Origin of the sequence: Bradyrhizobium sp. PMVTL-01, from assembly GCF_051861855.1 — a bacterium.
Taxonomy (GTDB): Bacteria; Pseudomonadota; Alphaproteobacteria; order Rhizobiales; family Xanthobacteraceae; genus Bradyrhizobium.
This window is the reverse complement of sequence record NZ_CP193982.1, coordinates 5,706,369-5,726,403: the sequence shown is the minus strand read 5'-3', so window position 1 is coordinate 5,726,403 and position 20,035 is coordinate 5,706,369. Positions and strand designations below refer to the sequence as shown.

Genomic DNA, 20,035 nt, shown 5'->3' with positions numbered 1-20,035 from the left:
CGAGCGGGCGCGTGAAGCAACCGGTTTTCTTTCGCTTGTACAGGGCGGACGGGAGACTGGGGAACAGCGCCTTGAGGCAGGCGGCGTGCCGACGCAGGCCGAAGGCTCTCTCTGGAGTGCTCGCGGCAGTCTGATGGCAGGTCGTCAAAACCGGCTGACCAGGTTTAATCCCGTTTCTCCTCGACGGCGGGCCGCGATCGGGCTCCGGGCCGTCTTCCGGCCCCGCGCTCCGCGAGCCGGAGACTGCTTTCGGATAAACGCCAAATCCAACTTTCATGTATTGGAATTGGGTAATATTTTCAGATGCCTGTCGCGGATTTGCGTCGCGGTTTTTACGCCGTCGCGGGCTGAATTAATTACGGTGCAGAAAACTCGGGCAGGCGGTTCGTCGCCACTTTTCTCTGGAACTTCATAATGGTACTTAAAAACAATTTTATTCTTTTTCAACAATTTACGGTGGCGTCTTGAACCACACCGACAGAGTTTTGCCGAACGGCTGGGGGCACCAATCCCTTCAATTCGGGCACGACGCGTTGGCGGAGATGCCGTCCGCTGCAGTTGTGATCCCGAACGCGCACCTTCTCTTCTCCGGCGATTTCCTGCGCAGCGGCGTCGACCTGATCCTCTCGGATCAGCTCCATCGTGTCATCGCGCCAAACCATTTCCGAGATCACGCCCGCCCGTTGCTCGTTTTCCCCGAAGGCGCACACCTTGACCCCGGCGTCGTCGATGCTCTGACGGGACACCCCCACTTGGCGCAAGCCGGCGCGCCCGCGGCGAGCGGCAAGGTAGTGGGCCATGTCGTCAAGATGACCGGCAGCGCGAGCATTGTCCGCAACGGCGTGACGATCGTCGCCAACGTCGGTGATGCGGTCTACCAGAACGACGTCGTGCAGACGGGGAGCGACTCGACCCTCGGTCTCGTGCTCGACGACGGCTCGACGTTCAATCTGTCCGCCACTGCGCGGTTCATGGTGAACGAACTGACCTATGATGCCAACAGCACGTCCAACAGCTCGCTGATGACCTTGGTCCAGGGCGCCGCCAGCTTCGTGACGGGACAAGTTTCGAAGACCGGTGATATGCGGGTCGCAACACCCAGCGCCACGATCGGGATTCGCGGCACGGCTGTGATCCTCGATGTTTCGGCGACCGACGGAAAGATTTCGGTTTCCGTCATCGATCAGCGCGACGGTCTGGTGCATGCCATCCAGGTCTTCAACACGACCGGCGTCCTGATTCGTATGATCACCGATTTCATGGAGGGGATCGACAGGCTCGACATTCGTCAGTTCACGAACGTAACCTGGGCTTCGGCGGCAGATAGCCTCAACGACACGGTGGTGACGCTCGATGCCAACGACTCGATTCTGCTCAAGAACACCGTGGCGTCGAACCTCAAGGCGGCCGACTTCACCTTCCATGTGTAGTCGGCACAAGCAGGATGTGGACTGAACGGAATGCGTGACGTAGAGGTCTTGTTGAATTCGCTGGTCGATGTCGATCGCAGCATGCTGATCTCGGTGTTGTCGATGGAGGTGCAGACTGCCACAAAGCTCGCAATGAGTGGGCACCAGCGCACTGCCTGGCAGCGTGCGAAAAGGCGAAGCGCCATCGAGCACGCTGCCCGTCTCGCGCATATCCTGGCCTATTTCAAATATGGGGAGACGCCGCCCGGCATGTCGGAGGACGATCGCCGGCTTTGCAGCAGTCTCGTGGAGAAGCGTAGCGCGTAAGTTGACCTGAGTGACCCTGTCTGGAAGACATTTGGATGAAGAGTTGACCGCCATGAATGAAAACGACGCCCTCGTGCTGGATCTTGCGATCGGCAGCCGCTTCCGAGTCAAGTCCCTCGGCAAGCACAGCAAGCGCTTGGACGGGAGGACGGGACGGGTCATCGGCTTTGCCCAGACCAAGAACGCGCTGCGGGTCCTTCTGGACGGACACAAGCATCCGCAAACGCTGCACCGCAGCTATCTGGAACCGCTGGTCGAGACCGCGTCGTGAAGCGGCACCGCCCGCGGCGCCAGCGTTTCAGTTGGATTCGATCGGCGCGATCAGGTCGACGATGCGGAGCAGGCCCTGGCAGACACGCCAGATGCAGCCGGTGCCGAGAAACAGTTCGGTCGCTGCGTTCATGTCGCCAAACTGGAGGTGATATCCATTGGCGACCACGTTGATGGATATCCTGATGCCATTCGTGCCCACCAGCTGGGTGCGCGCCGTATGGACCGCTTCGACCAGCCGCCGTCCGAACTCCCTGGCATCGTCGAGATCAAGCGATGCGAGCCGCGGTGGCGTGCGCGCCTGGTTGAACGGATACACGGCGTCGATGAGGATGGTGTGGCCGTCCGATAGCAACAGCAGCTGGCTGACCGACTTGCCGGCCGGAAAGAGGAAGCATCGCTCGTCGAGGTCGATCTTGATCTCGTACTTCGGCCGCAACTCTGCAATGATCCGGGAAGCGGGATTGATACTCATAGTGGTGCAATGCGAATTGACTGTAACATGGCTTTATCCTAGGTCGCTCGTCTGGAAGCAGCAAGGCGGATGCGCCAAGGTTGATCCATCGCCCGATTTTCGGGCGACCGGCGGAGAGATGCTGTCCCAGGCCGCCCTGGGCAGTATAGTCGGCGCATAGTCGGCAGGAGGGCCAACTCGGCCCCAGCCACATTTCGAGGCATTAAGCTCATGGCGATCAGGATTGCGGCGGTGGGTTCCGCCACCATGTCGGACGACAAGAAGGAATTCATTGTCCAGACCACGGGCAAATATACCGGCGCACTGGAGCTGAGATTTGCCAGTGACTGCGTCGACGATCTGATCACGGCGCTGACAAATGTGCGCGGCGGGGCGCAGCCGGCCGCGTCAAACGGCGGGGAAGCGGCGCTTGCCTCCGAAGCAGTCGCCCCCAGCGCTGAAGCCGCGGCGCAGATCACGCCGGGCGCGACCGACAAGGCCAACGAGGTGAGGTTCGAAATCCCCAGGAACTGCACGATTTCCGCGGACCCCAGCGGCCGCGGCCTTGTGCTCTTCATCCTCAATCACCGGCTGGAAGGCCAGGCCGGTTACGCGTTCTCGCCGGACGCAGCGAAACAATTGGCTGGCGGACTCACCAAGAGCGCCGATGCATTGCTGGCGCAGGGGGCGGTACCCAAGAGCGATCGGATGACGGGACCAAACCAAAGGTAGGTAAATTGAGCGGTAAAACCGGGATCAGCGGTTCCAGAGCGGGGACGACGGCCGTCCAGGTTTCCCAATCTCTTCAACGGCGCTAAAGGCGCATAAATAAGGGAAGCGCCGCTCGGGATCGAGCATGTTGCGCTGCGGGAATCCGAGCCGGTCCGGCCGCATTTAGGCCAGCGCCCAATCGAGATAAATGTCATAAACGCGCGGGAAGCCCGTATCTCTACGGGCACCTTTACCTTTCCAGCGAGGATCATTTCGCGGGGCCTGATGGCTGTGCTAGACACGCTGTCGATTGGACAAGAATTGTAACGGCTATCAATAGATCTTTAATTCAGCCGGCCGTTGTCGCTGCGGCGGTCATTTTTTGATGGGGGGCGGGGTATCCGCCGGATTGTGTGAGTGCGCCTTTCAAAAGGCCGGACGAGCTCCGGCGCCTGCTGCAGACATGCCAGGGCTATTTCGTGACGGCCGGCATCTTCAGCCTTGCCATTAACCTGCTGTACCTCGCCGGCCCGCTCTACATGCTGCAGGTTTATGACCGCGTGATCTCGAGCGCCAGCGAGATCACGTTGCTGATGCTCACGATCGCGCTGCTGCTGGCGTTCATGGCGCTGGCCGGGCTGGACGCGGTTCGCGCGAGGGTGCTGACCCGCGCCAGCGTCCGCCTCGACCGCAACATCGCCTCGCGGGTGATGACGGCGATCATCGATCGATCGGCCAACGCGGGCGGCGCCCGCAGTCAGGCGATCCGGGATTTCGATACGTTTCGCCAGTTCGTCACCGGGACCGGCATCCACGCCATTTTCGATCTGCCCTGGGCTCCCATCTACATCGCGGTGATCTTCGCCCTGCATCCGTTCCTGGGGGCATTTGCGCTGGGGTGTTCGGTCCTCCTGGTGCTGATGGCGCTGTTGAGCGAGTGGCTGGTGAAGCTGCCGCTCACGGAATCGAACGAAGCCGCCGCGCGCAGCTACAACTTCACCGAAATGAGCCTGCGCAACACCGAGGTCGTGCGTGCCATGGGCATGACAGGCGGCCTGCTGCGGCGCTGGAGTCGCGACCGCGACCGGATGCTCGAGCGCCAGGTCGCTGCAAGCGACCGTGCCGCCGCGATTCAGAGCCTGATCCGTTTCCTGCGCCTCGCCATGCAATCGCTGATCCTGGGCTTGGGCGCATATCTCGTGATCGAGCGAGTCACGACCGTCGGTTCGATGTTCGCGGCCAGCATTCTGCTCGGCCGCGCGCTGCAGCCGGTCGAGCAGATCGTTGGATCGTGGCGCGGTCTCGTGTCGGCGCGTGCTGCGTTCATGCGCATTCGCGAGCTGCTGACGACCCATCCTCTTGTCGAGGCCGGCCTGACGCTGCCCAGGCCCAGGGGGCATGTTTCGGTGGAGGCGCTCAGCTTCGTTCCTTCGGGCGGCTCCAAGCCCATTCTGCGCGGCGTCACCTTCGCGGTAGAGGCAGGAGAGGTGCTCGGGGTCATCGGGCCGTCCGGGGCCGGAAAATCGACCCTGGCGCGCCAGCTTGTCGGCGTGCTGACGCCCTCGGCGGGCGCTGTGCGGCTGGACGGCGCCGATGTCGCGACCTGGGTCAAGCGGGCGATCGGCGACCATGTCGGCTACCTGCCGCAGGACATCGAGCTGTTCTCGGATACGATCGCCGCCAATATCGGCCGCTTCGATGAGGGCAGCGACAAGGACGTCATCCTCGCCGCCCAGCTCGCCGGCGTGCACGAAATGATCCTGAGACTCCCGTACGGTTATGACACCCAGGTCGGAGAAGGCGGCGCTATTCTGTCCGGCGGCTTCCGCCAGCGGATTGCTCTGGCCCGCGCCGTCTATGGCCGCCCAAGCCTCGTCGTGCTCGACGAGCCGAGCTCGAACCTCGATGCCGAAGGTGATGCCGCTCTGGCGGATTGTATCGTGCAGCTGAAAAAAGGCGGCACGACGGTTGTCATCGTCTCGCATCGGCCGGCGACCATCGGAGTCGTCGACAAGATTCTCGTCCTCAGAGATGGCGTCGCCGAAATGTTCGGGGCTCGTGCCGAGATCATGGCACGGCTGACCCGTCCTGTCCCCGTGCATGCCGTGCAAGGCTCCAGCAGCTAGGCTCGCCCAATGGCCATTCTAGACGGAACACCCAAGACTCTCGCCGCTGCCGGCAGCCGGACCGGTCTTTTCGCCGGGCCGCCCAGCGACTCGATCAGGCACATCTCTCTCGCCGGCTGGATCATTGTTGCCGTATTCTTCGGCGGGATCGGTGCGTGGGCGCTGACCGCGCCGCTCAACGGCGCCGTCGTTGCAACCGCGGTCGTCAAGGTCGAGGGCAATCGCAAGAGCGTCCAGCACCTTGACGGTGGCATCGTGAAGGAGCTGCGGGTCAGGGAGGGCGACAGGGTCCGCTCAGGTGACCTGCTGATCGTGCTGGATGAGACCCAGGCGCGCGCCGAATACGAAGTGCTGACGCAGCAATGGGCCGTGCTTCGCGCCACCGAGGTTCGGCTCCTGACCGAGCTTGATCACGGCTCAGAGCTCGTGATGCCATCGGATCTGAAGGCGCGTTCCGAGGATCCCTATCTCAAGAGCGTCTGGAACGGGCAGGTCAGTCAGTTCGAGAGCCGCCGAGCCGCGCTGGAGGGACAGCGCAGCGTCATCCGCGAGAAGATCAACCAGCTCGGCTCGCAGATCGTCGGCGCCCAGGCACAAGTGAAGTCATTTACCGACCAGATCAATTCCGTTCACAGCGAGGCGAAGGATATCGCGCCTCTCGTCGAGCGGGGCCTGATCGCGCGCCCGCGTATTCTGCAGCTGCAGCGTACCGCCTACGGCCTCGAAGGTCAGATCGCGGATTCCAACGCCAGCATTGCCAAAGCGCGCCAGGCCATTGCCGAGCAGGAGCAGCAAATGGCGCAACTCGACAATGATCGAATGACCGACGTGACCAGGGACCTTCGGGACACGCAAGCCAAGATTCTGGAGGTCATCCCGAAAGCCATGAACGCCAAGGCGGTCCTGGGGCGCATGGAGATCCGCGCGCCCTATAGCGGCCAGGTGGTCGGCCTCAACGTCTTTTCAGTCGGCGGGGTCATTCAGCGCGGCGACAAGATCCTGGACATCGTCCCGGAGCAGGACGGGCTGACGATCGAAGCGCAGGTGGCGGTCGAGGACATCAGCGACGTGCATCCCAACACGCGCGCGGAAGTTCACCTCACGGCTTACAAGCAGCGGATCGTGCCGATCATTCATGGTGACGTCATCCAGGTCTCGGCAGATCGTCTGACCGATCCCAAGAGCAACAACCCATACTACACGGCCTTCGTGCGAATTGATCAGGGTGAGCTTGCGGCCATGCCGAACATCAAGCTCTACCCCGGCATGCCGGCAACCGTCATGATCCCGACCGTCCAGCGCACGGCGTTTGAATATCTGGTTGGGCCGCTGATCATGTCCTTCAATCACTCCTTCCGGCAGAAATAGGCGCCGCGCGTTCGGAAGGGCAGGGACGGGACGCAGCCCGTCAGCCGTGGTTTCAGTGGCGGGCTTCCAATTCCGATGCGTGTGCCCGGCTCAGGGGCAATTCCTCGAATTGCTGCTGAACGCGCCTGACTGGCGGAGGCCAAACTCTGGCGCGGAAGGCGGCGCGAAAAACCGCCTGCGTCGCTCCAGGACTATTTGGCCGTAGGACTATTAAACGGGTCGTCGATCGAGGCGGCCGACTGCCTCACGCGCCGAACGCCGACGGGAGAGCCGTCCGACACGAACAGCAGCTCGTAGCTCTGTCCCCGCGAGTCCGTCGCGGTGCAGGTGACGCTCGAGACCCGCCGCGCGGCAAAGTTGCCGACCTGGCGGCAAATGCCCGTCGATGCCTCCTCCGCGGGCACCGGCAGCCCATGGAGCCTCGGCCGGTGCTTGGAATTCAGGAGCATCCGATCGATCGGAAGCTCGTAGGAATTGTCGTCGAAGCGCTTTCCTCTTTCGCCGGAGAAAGACACGACGTGGCCGTCGTCCGCCGGGTCCTCGATAGCCACTGCGAAGCTCACACGTCCGGTTTCGTTATGGGCGTAGGCAACGGCCTTGCAGGCATAGCTGCGACCCGCGATCTTCAGCGTCGTGCACTTGCCGGACATGTGTGCGAGGAGGTCGATTAAAGGCTGACGATGCTCGATGCGTTTGGGCGCCTCCGGACCTTGCTCTGCTGCCGGACGTGGCCCGGCCGTCTGCGCGACGCCAGGGACCGCAAGAGCAAAAAGCGCCGCGGCCGACAGCAACAGCCCGGGCCGCAGCCGACATACAAAACGCCGCCAAATGGTCACGCGATCCCCTCTGCCCGGCCGTGTCCCGCGACGAGGAAAAGCGCGTCCGGCCAAACCCTTATCCTGCCAAATCCGGCGCATAGTGACATTGGAGCGATCACTGATCAATCGAGTGAAGGAGCGACGGGGAGAGGCTTGCCTGTTTACTTAACGGCGCCGACGCATTACAGGGCCGTAATCGGCCGCCCTTTCCCTCGCTGGAGCGGCCGTCCGCAGCCGGGGTCTCCTGTCACGCCAGCGTCGAGCGATGGCGTTGGGAACGCGTAACGCTGAGCGAATTGTCTTTCCAGTTCTGGCTAAGGCCTTGCCGGCCTCGCCGGCTGAACGGAATCGAAGAGGGCAGTGGGCTGACCGATTGCACAGGATTGTTACGAACCGCACGGGCTTCCGCAGGCGAAAACCTAAATCGGTGATTGACTTGAAAACGACCGAGACCGTAATCTTACGGAAGTGTGGTCGTTAACGCTGATTCTCACACATGCAATGGAATTTACAGGTGCCTAGATTTAAAAACAAAACGATTGCCAACTTCGGTTCGCGCTTGAAACAGCTGCGGGAAGAGCGGTCGATGACCATCACCGAGCTGGCCAGGCGGATTGACGTAACTCCCCCCGCGATTTGGCACTGGGAGAAGCGGGGCAGGGTGCCCAAGCCCGACACGATAAAAGCCGTGGCAAAGGCGCTTAACGTCAGCTCTGAGTTTCTCGAGGACGGTGTTCACCTTGTGAAGACTCAGGATCAAGGCCCTTCGGACCAGCTCTCGCTGCGGCCGGACGAGATGAGCCTCGAGCAGCTGATCCGCGCCATTGAGGCAAAAGGCTTCCGCGTCAGGATCTCTTCGGCTGGCGATCGGTAACTCTAGAAGGCGAGGTGCACCGCATCTCCGCGCGCAATATTGGCGAACCACGCCAAGCGCCTTCACCTGTGTCGTGTTTTAACCTGGATCGATTTTACGCCTCGTCGATGAGCCGTGACTGCCACCGCGCTTGTGGCCAAGTTACGTCCGTGACATCTTTTCGCGGTTAAATCCCGCTAAAATTTCGTTTTAGCCGCAATTCAACATTCGGGGCGACGCAATGAACGGAAATTTCGGCACCGTTAGCATTTGAGATCACCACTCGGCCGCGCCGATTACTCGCCGGCCAGTTGCAAGCTCTTCCTGTTGCGGAGACATCATGCTCGGTCGCCTTCGAAAGATGGTTTTCCACATTCGACACCGCAGTCCCGCAGCTCGCTTCAGCGACAGCGTCCGCCGCGTGAACCGCCTGGCGCGCCTGATATCCTTGATGCAACGACGACCTCTTCGTAAAGCCGGGCAAGACTGACGATGCCGGATCAACCGGACGGAAGCAGCATGGCCGAGCGGGAGACGATCGTTCGTCGACTGTTGCGGCGCGCAGGCGCACGAGCCGATCGCTCGCGAGGGCCGGCACCAGAGGTCCCGTTCGGCCGCGAGCGCGACCCCAATCTTGAATTTGATGAGCGCCGGACCGGTAGCGAACTGCGGTGGCTGCTGGGCGCGCTGTCCACCTTCCTCGTTGTCCATGCGGTCTGGACGAAGCTCGGCGCCTCATAAATGAGGCGCGCCGGGACGGCAACCTACGGGGTTCCGCGAAGCAGGAGAATCGGCTTAGCTCGTTCGAAGCGTGTGTCCGAAGAGGACCGACGGAGCAGCGTTTGGACAATCTGGAGCTCAAGATTGAGCTGCTCAAGAAGTCGCTCGCAGCGACGTGGAGCAGTCTCGCCAAATCCTCCAGCTCCGCTGATGACAAGTGCCAGATGCGCGCCCAGGCCAAGCGCTGCAGCCAGGAGTTGAGGCGCTGCCTGCTGATCGCCGAGGCCAAACAGACACGCAAGCACGCCAAGGCTACAGACACGTGTGCATCGGCGGCAAAAGGCGAAGCTTCCGCTTTGCGCCCCATTAAAGCGGAGACTCCACAGTGGATTGGCGCAGCCCCTTGGTAATTACGGGCAAGGCTGCGAGGTTGGCCTATCCGAGCATAACTCTGTCGAAGACTTTTTTCTTCTCTATTCACTTTCGAAAAAGCGGAGCCGTAACGGCAGTGATTGCCACATGCGGGAGAGCATTGCGAAATGTCTACGGTCCTCTGCGAGGATCGATACGCTCATTGAGTGAGACCACGCGCAGCGAGGCGGCGCATTTATTCGGTCGTGCGAGCTGATTTGGGTCGAGAGGCGTGTCAGGTCGCGAGCAAGGACGAGCGCCTCTTCTCTATGCGCGAATGGAAGTCCGGCTTCATTAGACGTTGACCATATTCCTTAGGCTACCTTTGAAACTTTCGACGTAAACAAACAACTTTCTACCGCGGACGATTGGGGAGAATTTTATGATCCTTTGTTCCGTCGTAAATCAATTGCTTCGCCTGCGCACGGATGAAAAGGGTGCGGTGAGTGTGATGATGGGCTTTTTGCTCGTCCCACTGGTCGGCTTCCTAGCCATCGGCTTCGAGGTGTCGAACTGGTATCTTATTACTCGGAGCATGCAAAACGCGGCCGACGCGGCCACGGTTGCCGCCGCGATCAACAACGGGGCGAACTATGATGTCGAAGCCAGAGCGGTGGCGGCACAGTATGGCTTCGTGAATGGGGCTAGTAACGTCAGCGTCGCGGTCACCAATACCGCAGCCTGCCCTGGCGGGGGCAACAGCTGTTACAGTGTGACAATTTCCGGCTATACGCCGCTGCTGTTGTCTCAGATTGTGGGCTTTCAAGGCGACGCGAATTTTAACGGCACTCTCGAAAAGAAATTAAGTGCTGCTGCCGTCGCCAAGCAAACCACTGTGCCGCAGGAGGTTTGCCTGTTGGCGCTCGCGAGCAGTGGGGCCCCTCAGGGTATCCGCACCAACGGGGCGCCCACCGGCAACATGAATGGCTGCGACTCCATGTCGAATACGGCAGCCCAATGCAACGGATCCAATCTGGGGCTGGGCATCAGCTTTGCCGTCGGGTCCAACAATGGCTGCGGCGCCAAACAGATGTCGAGCCCGGCGTTAACGGATCCCTACTATTATCTCGCGAGCAATATTCCAGCGCTTAGCTCCAGTGGTTGTGCCGGAAACTACCCGCAGGAATCGAAGCACGGGAATAGCTACACGGTCGCCGCGAGCAATCAGCGAACGGGCACTCTAAACCTGTCGGCGGGCAATAATTTTCTGTGCGGGGATCAGCTGCTCACTGGCGATGTGACCATCAATACGCCGGTGGGTCAGCCAGCCGTCCTCATCATTGAAAACGGTCAGCTCGATCTCAATGGGCACACACTCACCACGTCGAGCGGCTCAGCGGTCACACTGGTTTTTTCCGGCACTAACGGCAGCTACATGCACGCTCCAACAGACAATACGAATGGATCCGGCGGCGTGCTCGATATCACCCCTCCGACCACCGGCACGTGGAAGGGCGTCGCAATTTATCAGGACCCTAGCCTAACGACCGGCGTCGACGTTTCTGCGGCGGGAAACAGTCCGACGTGGAACGTCACCGGGCTGGTTTATATGCCCCACGCCAGCCTCACGCTAAAGGGCGCCATCGATAAATCGACGTTCGGCAAATCATGCCTCGTCATGGTCGCCGATAACTTTCAAATCAGCGGAACGGGCGGGGTTCTGAAGACGGACATCGGACAATGCGGACAAGCGGGCTTGACGATGCCGACGGCTAAGATCCCCGGCGGAGCAGTGCTGGTGCTATGAAGCAAGCAACACGCTGGCTGTCGGAAGGCTTGGTCTCCAAGCTCGTCAGTAAAACGAACGCAATATCCGCCGATCAGCGTGGTGTGGCCGCCATCGAGTTTGGCATCTTTGCCATCTTTCTGTCGGCCACGCTCGCGAACGTCGCAGACGTTTCGATTTACATCTACCAGCGAATGCAGGTAGAGAACGCAACCCAGGTTGCGGCACAAGCCGCGTTGAAGACTTGCAGCTCCAATTTGCCTGCAACGACCAACTGTCCCGGCCTGTTGGCCGCCATGCAACAAGCGCTACAGAGCACTTCGCTGGGTACGAGTGTTACACTGGTAACCGGCTCACCGTCAGAGGGATACTATTGCATCAACGCATCCAGTGCGCTGCAATATGTGGGTGATGTCTCTTCGAAGCCCGCCGATTGCACAGCCGCCGGCACGCCTGCATTGCAGCCCGGCGATTACATCCAGGTACAAACGACGTTCACCTACAAATCATTGTTTGCGAGCCTTAGTGTCGCGAGCACTTTCCCTACACCCATTAACCGAACAGCTATGTTGAGATTAGGTTGATCGTGCGGAATCTCAAGTCCATGCACCTGAACCAGGACGGCACTACAGCGGTAGAATTCGCAATGGTCGCACCGGTATTCATTCTGCTGGTGATCGGCACGATCGGGCTATGTTTTGCTCTTTTTTTGGTTGGAAGCCTTCACTTTGCGGTGGAAGACGGTGCGCGCTGCGCTTCCGTAAAAACAACCATATGCGCGGATGCTGCGTCGACCATCGCTTATACCCGAAGCCGTTATCTGGGACCGAACGTATCGCCGACCTTCACTTATACCTCAGCCGCCTGCGGCAACTCCGTGAGTGCGTCCGTCAGCTACTCGATGGACGTGGGATTCAAAACGTTCGTAGTTCCGATTTCGGCGACGGCCTGCTTTCCTTGACCAGCTGTCACCTTCGATAGTTCATCGTCGTCAGTTCTGCGCTCGTATGCTTCCGATGTCTTCACGGGGCCGTCACGATCCTATCTGGAGCGAGCTTCCTGATGACCCCCATAAAACAAATGCACGCAGCGTTCTGTTCGAATGCACCTCCTGCACCGCCCTGATAAGTCCCCATCGCTCGAAACCGAGACAGAATGGTCCAGCAACGTTTTAGCGTGATGTCGGCAATCGGGTAAACGAGTTTCGGTTTCACAGCCCGTGAATGGCGTCAGGATTCGTGCCATTTTAATGTGCGGGGCTGGAAGGCTTCCTTCCCTTTAAGGGTCATTTATGCCGGACCAGCTGCCTCTGTTACGGCGCCGGTACGAATACTGCCTGGCACGCATCACCGAAATGCGGAAGCTGGAGCTGACGCGCTAAGACGACGCGCCCGGCCATTTCAAGGCAAGCTTATGTGAGCGGGCCGATCGGAGATAAATAACATTAAAGCGACGGAAGCTTTCCAGGTCAGCACCGATGAAATGGCAGAACTGCTGACTTACCCGTTCAAGCTTACATGCACCTGACACTCGCCAGGCTTTGCCCGGCCTCGTTGGCGGTCTTAGAAAGGATGCGAAATGATGGGCATGTTCAGGCGTTACCTGTTGGAGAGGGCGCAATGACCGTTGCTGAATTGATCGAGAAGTTATCGGCGCTTCCGGAGCCCGCGTCGTGAAAAGCGCCGGACCTTTGACGGCTTGAATGAACCGGGCGCCATTTCGACGGCTATCTCGATAAGGATCTGCAATTCCCCGTTCAGGCCACTGACCCAGAAGCAATTCACTTTCTTTGATAGTGCGACGTCAACGACCGGCAGGCCGTGCGCTGTCGCGTAGCAAGTCACTGGTGCTCCACCATCTCGGGGTTTGCAGCTAGATCGATTTGCTGCACAACATGCCGCCCAAAGAGGTCACCCGAGGTGGCCCTACAAAACGCTCATTTGATCCTCCTGCCTCAACATACACGAGACATCAAAGAACGCATCCGCACCGGGCAGATTTGGCATACGCCAAGAGCCTGGCATCGATTTTCGCATCGGGGGTGCAGAACTCGTCGATGATCTTGGCCACCCTTTCTTGGTGTCCTGACTGCCAATGCCCTAGCCCGTGCAGGGCGCTCTCCTGGCAGGCGAGAGAATCAAGGTGAAGGGTGCGCTCCATCGTGCTCAGCGCGCAGTCCTGGATGGTTGGCAAGTTTGGATCGCCGGCAAACGCGAGAGATGGAAAGGCATCCCACCACATATAGCAGACGCCGTTGAGCGTCCCGGCATCGACCTCGCTCAGGTGTGAGAGATGTGGGGTGCAGCGCGGTTTAAACAGTCGCTCAAAAAACGGCACGATCGCCTCGACACTGCGGAGGCGCTCCCGAACCGGCACTTCGGTCGAGCAAAACCATCCGTTGTCGCCGGATGCCATTGTGTTGAGGAGGTAAATCAGGCCTTGAGCGATTTGGCGATCGGCGAACCCTTCCAACGCAGGTTCCGGGTTCTCAAATAGCCGGGTGAAATAGGCAAGGGCCTCAGCCGGCGTCGGGTCCCACCAATCGTGGCCGGGATCGAAATACCAGGGGGCCTGCTGAAATCGAACTTCGCGTCCAAACGCGTGTTCAAGCCATTCCTCAAAAGTGAGCTTTTGCAGGCGCATTACAACGACCCCGACCGACCACGTCCGCAGACCAGATTTTTCTGATGAGTTCAGCGAACCCGCGCTCAAACAATGATGAGGTCCATCCTTGCCCCTAATGCAACGCGACGGATCGATCCTTGGCCTGCTGGATGCCGCCGGCAAGAGCCTTTTCGTATAGTTCGCGCGCCTTCGTCACATCGCCGCGCGTTCCGTAGGTCTTCCATGTGGAAAGAACGAAGGGATCATATGACTCCGCGAGCATGAAGCTCGCCTGTGCGCTGCCCGCCTCGACAGCGTGCTCGAGCACGATCCGCGCTGCACCGATATCTCCCTGGCCGAGCAGGGCGCTGGCGCGCGCCAGCAACCGGGCCGCTTCCCGACTGCCTTGCGCCTCAGCAACCGCTGGCTGCTCTGTCGCAGCGGTCTCCGCGGCTTGAGTCAGCGTGGGTTCGGGGCCCGGTGCCGGCGCCTCGGCCTGGTCGCGTTCCATCTTCAGAGACTGTCGCAGCTCCGCCGTCGCGCTCTCGGCGACCTTCTTCACCTGCGCCGCTTCGGCACCGGCCTTGCCTGACAGCGCCAGCTGGGTCTCGAGGTCCCGGCGCGCCCTCGCAAGCTCGCTCGTCAGTGCCTCGGCCCTGTCGTGCTCCTTCTGCAGAGACTGTCGCAACTCTGCTGTCGCGCTCTCGGCGGCCTTCTTCACCTGTGCCGCCTCGTCGCCCGCCTTGCTTGACGGCGCCAGCTGGGTCTCGAGGTCCCGCCGCGCCCGCGCAAGCTCGCCAGTCAGCGTCTCAGCCCTGTCGTGTTCTGTCTGCAGAGACTGTCGCAGCTCCGCCGTCGCGCTCTCGGCAGCCTTCTTCGCCTGAACCGCCTCGTCACCGGCCTTGCTTGACAGCGCCAGCTGGGTCTCGAGGTCGCGCCGCGTTCTCGAAAGCTCGGCAGTCAGCGTTTCGGCTTTGTCCCGTTCCTTCTGCAGCGACTGTCGAAGCTCCGCCGTCGCGCTCTCGGCGGCCTTCTTCGCCTGCACCGCCTCGTCACCGGCTTTGCTTGACAGCGCGAGCTGGGTCTCGAGGTCGCGCCGCGTTCTCGCAAGTTCGGCGGTCAGCGTCTCGGCTCTGTCGCGTTCCTTCTTCAGCGACTGTCGCAGCTCCGCCATCCCGTTCTCCGCGGCCTGACTGAGCTGCGTGGCCTGATCGCGCGTCTTGTTCGCCTGCGCTACCTGCATCTCAATGATCTGCTGCGCGGTCGCCAGTTCATTTCCTAAGGCCTCTGCGCGGCGCCGCTCCTTTTCAGCAGACTGTTGCTCTTCCGGCTGCAGTGCTCCCGCGGCTTGTTTGTCCTGCGCAGTATCCCGCGGTGCCTGTGCGATCGCCCGGTCGGCTTGCTGATGAAGTGCTGGATCCCGATCGGCCTTTTGCTGGTCTTGGCTTGGGATCTGGGTCTCCTTCTTGACGGGCTCCACATCTGCTGTGTTAGGTCTGACGTTATCCTGCTCACCAATGTATCGCGTCACATGGGCGACGAGCTCAGCGCGGAAATACCAGCCGATGAGCGACGCCCCGACCATCACCGCGGCGATCGAGGAGGTGGCGCGCCGCGCGGTACGTCCGCGCTCCGGTTTGCTCTGCGCGACCCGCGCTGCAACCAGGACGTCAGTGACCGGGTCGGCGTTCGTTACGAGACGAGTTAATTCCGTCACCCTCGCGCGTTCGGCCAGGCCCGAGGGGAAACAAAAGGAGCGGGGCCCTGGCTGCGCCGGGGGGGCGGCGATCGATCCAGTTTCCTTTGGCGGAATCAATTCATCTTGCAGAACAAATTCATCACCTTCCTGGGGAAGCTGCCTTGTTTGCCAATGCGTCGGCGTGATCTCGCTTGGCTCGCCATTTTCCCTAACCCACCCCCGCGCCTCAGCCGACCACTGGGCAAACTCGAAGCGTCCGCTTACGTCATCCTCAAGAATGACGGATTCCCCATCCCTTGGAGCGGTGTCGATCGGCTGGCGCATGTAAAAGACGCCTATTTGGAGCAGCTATTCAATTCTCAAGAAAAAGCTTCGTGAATGCACAAAGCCTACTCCACCGCATCAAAGGTCTCAAGATGCCGCGATTAACAGCGCTCACGCCCGCGAAAGGTTCTTCGAAGATTTGAGCGCGCGTGGCGCTGCGGAAAGCGCGGATGCTTTGTGGTAAAAACTCGAATGGATTAACTCGAATGGGTTATGCGGGGGTGGAGAGCGGACGACGAGGGTTTGGAACGGCTGACGCGGGCGGCTTGAACCGGGGGCTTCTCTCCACTTATTTGTGGGCACGGGTTCGAGACCGAATCTCGCGGGCGAGCCGGTCCGGTGCAGGCCCTCGTGGTTCGAAGGATGATTGCTGAAATGGGAGGATGAATCAGAATCGAAGCAGGCTTGCTGCCGGCTGTGGATCTCGACGCTGATGAGTATTGCACCGGAACCTCAAGCGGAGGCACAATTGAAATTCTTGTTGCGCAATTGCGAAATTCCTAATGGCATAGAGCAAGCAGCGCAGGACCTGTTGGCGCTGAAACACCGACATGATGTGCTCGAAAATTGCCTTCGGGAACTCGAAGAGGACGAAAGCATTGACGCTGCAGGATATGGTGGAGCTCCCAACATTTTGGGCGTAATGGAGCTCGATGCTTCGTTCATGGACGGTAACAACCGCTCGGTTGGCGCCGTCGCGGCAGTCCAGAAATTGCTTCCCATCAAAATTGCCCGCCGTCTTATGGACGCCCGACTGCATACGTTGCTAGTCGGATCTGGCGCCGAACGCTTCGCATTTGACTGCGGCTTGACATCCGAACCAACGCTGGCCCCGGCCCAATTTAAAAAGTGGGAACAGGACGTCAAACCTTTGCTGGACAGTCACCACTCTCGGCTCCTTGATTTAGTCGCGCGCATCACGGCTGCTCGAAAGGAAGCATTTGATACGATCATCATGGTTGCATCGGACGGGCAGGGACTCTCGTCTGCCAGTAGCACGTCTGGCTGGCCGTGGAAGCATCCCGGACGGCTGGGTGATGCTCCAGTTGCCGGCGCGGGCTTTTATGTCGATAGCCGGTTTGGCTGGTGCGGATGCACCCACACAGGCGAAATGGCCATGCGGACGGGAATAGCGCGCTACGTTGTGACCCAGTTGGCGTTGGGAAAGGGCGTGCATGAGGCGGTTGAGAATGCTGTCCAAGACCTGGCCGCTCTAAACGAGGGATTGATTGGCGGGGTAACGATACATGCCGTGGACAGCACCGGTAACGCGCGCGTCGTAGCAGCGAACGTCCCCGATGACATTCATTATTGGTATTGGCGTGAAACTATGACTCGCCCCGAATGTAGAAGCGCCGAACGCATTTGAGTTTCTTCATCGCACCGGAAGGGCGCCAAGAACGCTGACAGGGCACGACAATTGCGGCGAGGCGGAAGCCCGGGGGCGCCTTCCACAATGAACCGGATCGGGCCAGGACGGCCGACGAATGTTCGACCCCGAATCTCGCTCTCGCTCCCTCCGGTCATCGAGCGGCGTCGGTCGGCGGTACCGGCGCATCGAGATTGATGCGCTCGCGCTCAACTACCATCGGCCCGCGGCGTACCTGCGAATGTATCGCGGTAATGTACTCGCCCATCATGCCAATGAACATCAGTTGGACACCTGAGAAGAAGAAAAGAGCAATGATGATGGTCTGCGTGCCGGCAGGGGCCTCCTTCTGAGTCACCAATGCAAGCAGGAAGATGAAGAGCGCATAGAGGAGCGCGAGGGTGGCAACCCCGAACCCTAGGAAACTGCAAAAGCGCATCGGCGCATTGGTAAAGGAGAAGATACCATTCATCGCTTGATCAATCAGGCGCACCGCATTGTTTTTCGAGATGCCGAGTTTCCGTGCCTTCCAGGTGTAGGGGATGATCAGCCGCCGAAAACCGGCGGAAGCGATGATGCCGCGGATATAAGGGTATTGATCGCGATGGCTGACCACTACCTCCCATACCTTACGATCGATAAGCTGGAACTCACCCACGTTCTCCGGAATTTCGAAATCAGAGAGCATGTTGACAATGCGGTAGAAAATGCGTCGGCACGTGCGCAGCATCCAGGTCTCTTCGCGATTGACGCGCGCGCCAGCTACGACCTCGATGCCACTTTCCCAATGGCGCACCATCTCGGGAACGACCTCCGGCGGGTCCTGTAGGTCGACCGGGAGAAAGACGAGAATCGCATCACCTGTCGCATACCGCAGCGCATTGAAATTCGAGCGGAAAGGCCCGAAATTTCGTGCATTCAGGATCACCTTCACGGAGCGGTCGGTGCTCGCAATGTGGCGAAGGATTTCGACCGTAGCGTCCTCCGACGCGTTGTCAGAGAAGATGTGTTCACGCTCGTGATGCGCGAGTGGTCCGTCCGGCGCGAAGAGGGCCAACACAGCCTGGTAACAGGTTTCGACATTTTGCTCCTCGTTGTAACAAGGAGAGACGATTGTGATGCGTGCCATAAATCAGGCCTGTGCGGTGATGAAGTGAGACTGTGCAAGCCAGCGCGTGGCGGCCGAGGCCTCAAGCACAGGCTCGATCGCAATGCTTGGTCTGATGAACATCTCGGGTAGGCCGGGCAGCAGGAAATCGCGCGTGATCACCTCCACCGCGCGCCAGCCCGCCGCCGGCAGCACGCTACGCAATTCGCCTGGTGTGAAGGCCATTTCGTCCGGCTCTAGCTTGGCCCAGCGGCGGCCGAACTTCGTCCCGAAGATGAGGGCGCAATAAGGGTTAAGAAAGTTTGGCTCGATAAAGGCGAGGCCGCCGCTAGAGCTGGTTACGCCGTGCAGCGCTCGTAGTACGTCGGGCAATCGTCGTATCAGGTGATGCAAAATGCCGTTACCACAAACCATGTCGAAATGGCCAAAGGCAAGCGGCGTATCGCCTAATACATCGAACAGTTCATAGCGAAGATTGGGAGCCGCGTGACGCGCACGTGCCTCGGCCACGAATCTCTCGCTCATATCGACCGCAACGATCTCCGCTTTGCTGCGCGTGGCCAGATAAGCCGCGGTGTCACCCGTGCCACTGCCGATCTCAAGCACGCGCCGAGCTCCGAGCCGCTCGATCTGCGTTACAAACCAGTCGCCCCGTCGGCGCATCCGCAGCGGCGTGGAGCCCACCGGCTTAAAAACCTGGTTGAAGCCACGCTCATCCTGCAGAGCCGTTCGGGACATGAGAATCAAACTTTCCGTGCGAAGATGCCGTAGCCGAGCGGATCGTTCTTCGATCCCCACCCGAAGCGAAGTGAAAGATGCGCCAAACCAACCGCCAGCATGGCGACCGGCCCTAACACCAGTAGCAACGGCAGAAGCCATGGCCGGGTGGGCTTTGCCAATCGCATGCAGACGACGACGAGCTTGTTCGCGATCACCGCTAAATCGTCGCCGCGCTCTTCGACCGCTACTCCTTCGAAGCCCGGAAACATCTGCACGAGGCGATAGCGGGTGAAACGGTGATAGTCATAGGGTGCGTGATGCACGCGGGCCGCAAAGGGCACCGTGGCGACAAGCGTGCCGCCCGGCCGCAGCACACGATGCATTTCGGCGATCAACGCCGGCGGATCCTCAACATGTTCCAGGACCTCGGTGCAGAGAATGTGATCCTGACTGGCGTCCGGAAAAGGGATAGTGACGCCGTTGAATTCCACTATCTCGGGATGGGGGCCCATGCCGAAATCGTTGGCGGCTGGCACGTCAAGTCCCGTGTAACGCGCGGCTTCCGGTAGCAGGCTGCGAAAGGGCATCTCGCCACAGCCGACGTCCAGCACGCTGCCTTTCATCACCATCAGATGCGGCATGAGGAATCGCTTGCAGGTGAGTAGTTGCAGGTCCACCACCATGCGCGCAGCGAAGGCCAACCGGCCCACCATGCCGGCGTTCCGCCGGATCGGGATGGGCTTGAATTCCTCAACAGGAGTGGCGCTCATGTCGATCCCCATGGGGAAAGTTCAATGGGAAAGTTTAGCTTGTCGTCGATCCATGGTACGATGGCCGCAAACACGCTGCAACCTCGACGGTGCTCGCGAGCGGGTCGAGCGCGGCGCATAGACGCCTCTGTTCAAGGCGCCGTATCGGCAATCGTGGCAGTTGCCAGGGCGCGATACTCCGGTGCAAACGATGGCGCCGCTGTTGCAATAAAGCGTTGTGTCGTCTAGAGCTCAGAGCTGTGGAATGC

General features: G+C 60.2%; 20 protein-coding genes. 13 read left to right on the top strand and 7 right to left on the bottom strand.

The window, feature by feature from the left end; all coding sequences use genetic code 11:
* The first annotated feature begins 464 nt into the window (after positions 1–464).
* The 3 genes from ACRQ5Q_RS27865 to ACRQ5Q_RS27855 are packed head-to-tail and all read left to right on the top strand — an operon-like array spanning position 465 to position 2,007.
* Complete coding sequence (locus ACRQ5Q_RS27865; protein ID WP_439393127.1) at positions 465–1,430, top strand: FecR family protein; 966 nt, start codon at positions 465–467, stop codon at positions 1,428–1,430.
* A gap of 30 nt (positions 1,431–1,460) precedes the next feature.
* Positions 1,461–1,736, top strand: coding sequence for a hypothetical protein (locus ACRQ5Q_RS27860; protein ID WP_439374502.1), 276 nt, complete (start codon positions 1,461–1,463; stop codon positions 1,734–1,736).
* A gap of 31 nt (positions 1,737–1,767) precedes the next feature.
* On the top strand, positions 1,768–2,007 hold the full coding sequence (locus ACRQ5Q_RS27855; RefSeq protein ID WP_439393125.1) for a hypothetical protein: 240 nt from the start codon (positions 1,768–1,770) through the stop codon (positions 2,005–2,007).
* Between the two features lie 27 nt (positions 2,008–2,034).
* On the opposite strand, the gene ACRQ5Q_RS27850 is transcribed toward ACRQ5Q_RS27855, so the two are convergent.
* Entirely contained in the window at positions 2,035–2,481 is a 447-nt protein-coding gene (locus ACRQ5Q_RS27850) for a hypothetical protein (RefSeq protein WP_439393123.1), read from the bottom strand.
* Positions 2,482–2,691: 210 nt separating this feature from the next.
* Here ACRQ5Q_RS27850 and ACRQ5Q_RS27845 point away from each other — a divergent pair, with 210 nt between their 5' ends.
* From ACRQ5Q_RS27845 to ACRQ5Q_RS27835, 3 genes are all read left to right on the top strand, one after another.
* Positions 2,692–3,192, top strand: coding sequence for a hypothetical protein (locus ACRQ5Q_RS27845; RefSeq protein ID WP_439374505.1), 501 nt, complete (start codon positions 2,692–2,694; stop codon positions 3,190–3,192).
* A gap of 392 nt (positions 3,193–3,584) precedes the next feature.
* Positions 3,585–5,297: a type I secretion system permease/ATPase gene (locus tag ACRQ5Q_RS27840; protein WP_439393121.1), complete on the top strand. Its 1,713-nt coding sequence runs from the start codon at positions 3,585–3,587 to the stop codon at positions 5,295–5,297.
* 9 nt (positions 5,298–5,306) lie between these two features.
* Positions 5,307–6,665, top strand: coding sequence for an HlyD family type I secretion periplasmic adaptor subunit (locus ACRQ5Q_RS27835; protein WP_439374507.1), 1,359 nt, complete (start codon positions 5,307–5,309; stop codon positions 6,663–6,665).
* Positions 6,666–6,856: 191 nt separating this feature from the next.
* Here the strand turns inward: ACRQ5Q_RS27835 and ACRQ5Q_RS27830 are convergent, their stop codons facing one another.
* Complete coding sequence (locus ACRQ5Q_RS27830; RefSeq protein WP_439393119.1) at positions 6,857–7,501, bottom strand: hypothetical protein; 645 nt, start codon at positions 7,499–7,501, stop codon at positions 6,857–6,859.
* A gap of 568 nt (positions 7,502–8,069) precedes the next feature.
* Here ACRQ5Q_RS27830 and ACRQ5Q_RS27825 point away from each other — a divergent pair.
* From ACRQ5Q_RS27825 to ACRQ5Q_RS27800, 6 genes are all read left to right on the top strand, one after another.
* Positions 8,070–8,357: a helix-turn-helix domain-containing protein gene (locus tag ACRQ5Q_RS27825; RefSeq protein WP_439393118.1), complete on the top strand. Its 288-nt coding sequence runs from the start codon at positions 8,070–8,072 to the stop codon at positions 8,355–8,357.
* 471 nt (positions 8,358–8,828) lie between these two features.
* Positions 8,829–9,077, top strand: a complete 249-nt coding sequence (locus ACRQ5Q_RS27820; protein ID WP_439393116.1) for a hypothetical protein — start codon at positions 8,829–8,831, stop codon at positions 9,075–9,077.
* Between the two features lie 101 nt (positions 9,078–9,178).
* On the top strand, positions 9,179–9,466 hold the full coding sequence (locus ACRQ5Q_RS27815; protein ID WP_439393114.1) for a hypothetical protein: 288 nt from the start codon (positions 9,179–9,181) through the stop codon (positions 9,464–9,466).
* 383 nt (positions 9,467–9,849) lie between these two features.
* Positions 9,850–11,214 carry a TadE/TadG family type IV pilus assembly protein gene (locus ACRQ5Q_RS27810; RefSeq protein WP_439393112.1) on the top strand — a complete coding sequence of 455 codons (1,365 nt, stop codon included), beginning with the start codon at positions 9,850–9,852 and terminating at the stop codon, positions 11,212–11,214.
* On the top strand, positions 11,211–11,777 hold the full coding sequence (locus ACRQ5Q_RS27805) for a TadE/TadG family type IV pilus assembly protein (protein WP_439393110.1): 567 nt from the start codon (positions 11,211–11,213) through the stop codon (positions 11,775–11,777). The genes ACRQ5Q_RS27810 and ACRQ5Q_RS27805 overlap by 4 nt, the downstream gene beginning before the upstream one ends.
* 20 nt (positions 11,778–11,797) lie before the next feature.
* Positions 11,798–12,154: a TadE/TadG family type IV pilus assembly protein gene (locus ACRQ5Q_RS27800; protein ID WP_439393108.1), complete on the top strand. Its 357-nt coding sequence runs from the start codon at positions 11,798–11,800 to the stop codon at positions 12,152–12,154.
* Between the two features lie 1,010 nt (positions 12,155–13,164).
* On the opposite strand, the gene ACRQ5Q_RS27795 is transcribed toward ACRQ5Q_RS27800, so the two are convergent.
* Positions 13,165–13,836: a hypothetical protein gene (locus tag ACRQ5Q_RS27795; protein WP_439393106.1), complete on the bottom strand. Its 672-nt coding sequence runs from the start codon at positions 13,834–13,836 to the stop codon at positions 13,165–13,167.
* A gap of 94 nt (positions 13,837–13,930) precedes the next feature.
* On the bottom strand, positions 13,931–15,820 hold the full coding sequence (locus ACRQ5Q_RS27790; RefSeq protein ID WP_439393104.1) for a hypothetical protein: 1,890 nt from the start codon (positions 15,818–15,820) through the stop codon (positions 13,931–13,933).
* A gap of 367 nt (positions 15,821–16,187) precedes the next feature.
* Here ACRQ5Q_RS27790 and ACRQ5Q_RS27785 point away from each other — a divergent pair, with 367 nt between their 5' ends.
* On the top strand, positions 16,188–17,189 hold the full coding sequence (locus ACRQ5Q_RS27785; protein ID WP_439393102.1) for an isoaspartyl peptidase/L-asparaginase: 1,002 nt from the start codon (positions 16,188–16,190) through the stop codon (positions 17,187–17,189).
* Between the two features lie 154 nt (positions 17,190–17,343).
* Here ACRQ5Q_RS27785 and ACRQ5Q_RS27780 read toward each other — a convergent pair whose 3' ends face one another.
* From ACRQ5Q_RS27780 to ACRQ5Q_RS27770, 3 genes are read right to left on the bottom strand one after another with little or no spacing between them, the layout of a single operon-like run.
* Positions 17,344–18,318, bottom strand: a complete 975-nt coding sequence (locus ACRQ5Q_RS27780) for a glycosyltransferase family 2 protein (protein WP_439393100.1) — start codon at positions 18,316–18,318, stop codon at positions 17,344–17,346.
* 3 nt (positions 18,319–18,321) lie between these two features.
* On the bottom strand, positions 18,322–19,035 hold the full coding sequence (locus ACRQ5Q_RS27775; RefSeq protein WP_439393098.1) for a class I SAM-dependent methyltransferase: 714 nt from the start codon (positions 19,033–19,035) through the stop codon (positions 18,322–18,324).
* Positions 19,036–19,040: 5 nt separating this feature from the next.
* The gene (locus ACRQ5Q_RS27770; protein WP_439393096.1) at positions 19,041–19,799 is read right to left on the bottom strand and encodes a class I SAM-dependent methyltransferase; all 759 of its coding nucleotides are present in this window, start codon (positions 19,797–19,799) and stop codon (positions 19,041–19,043) included.
* Positions 19,800–20,035: the final 236 nt, after the last annotated feature.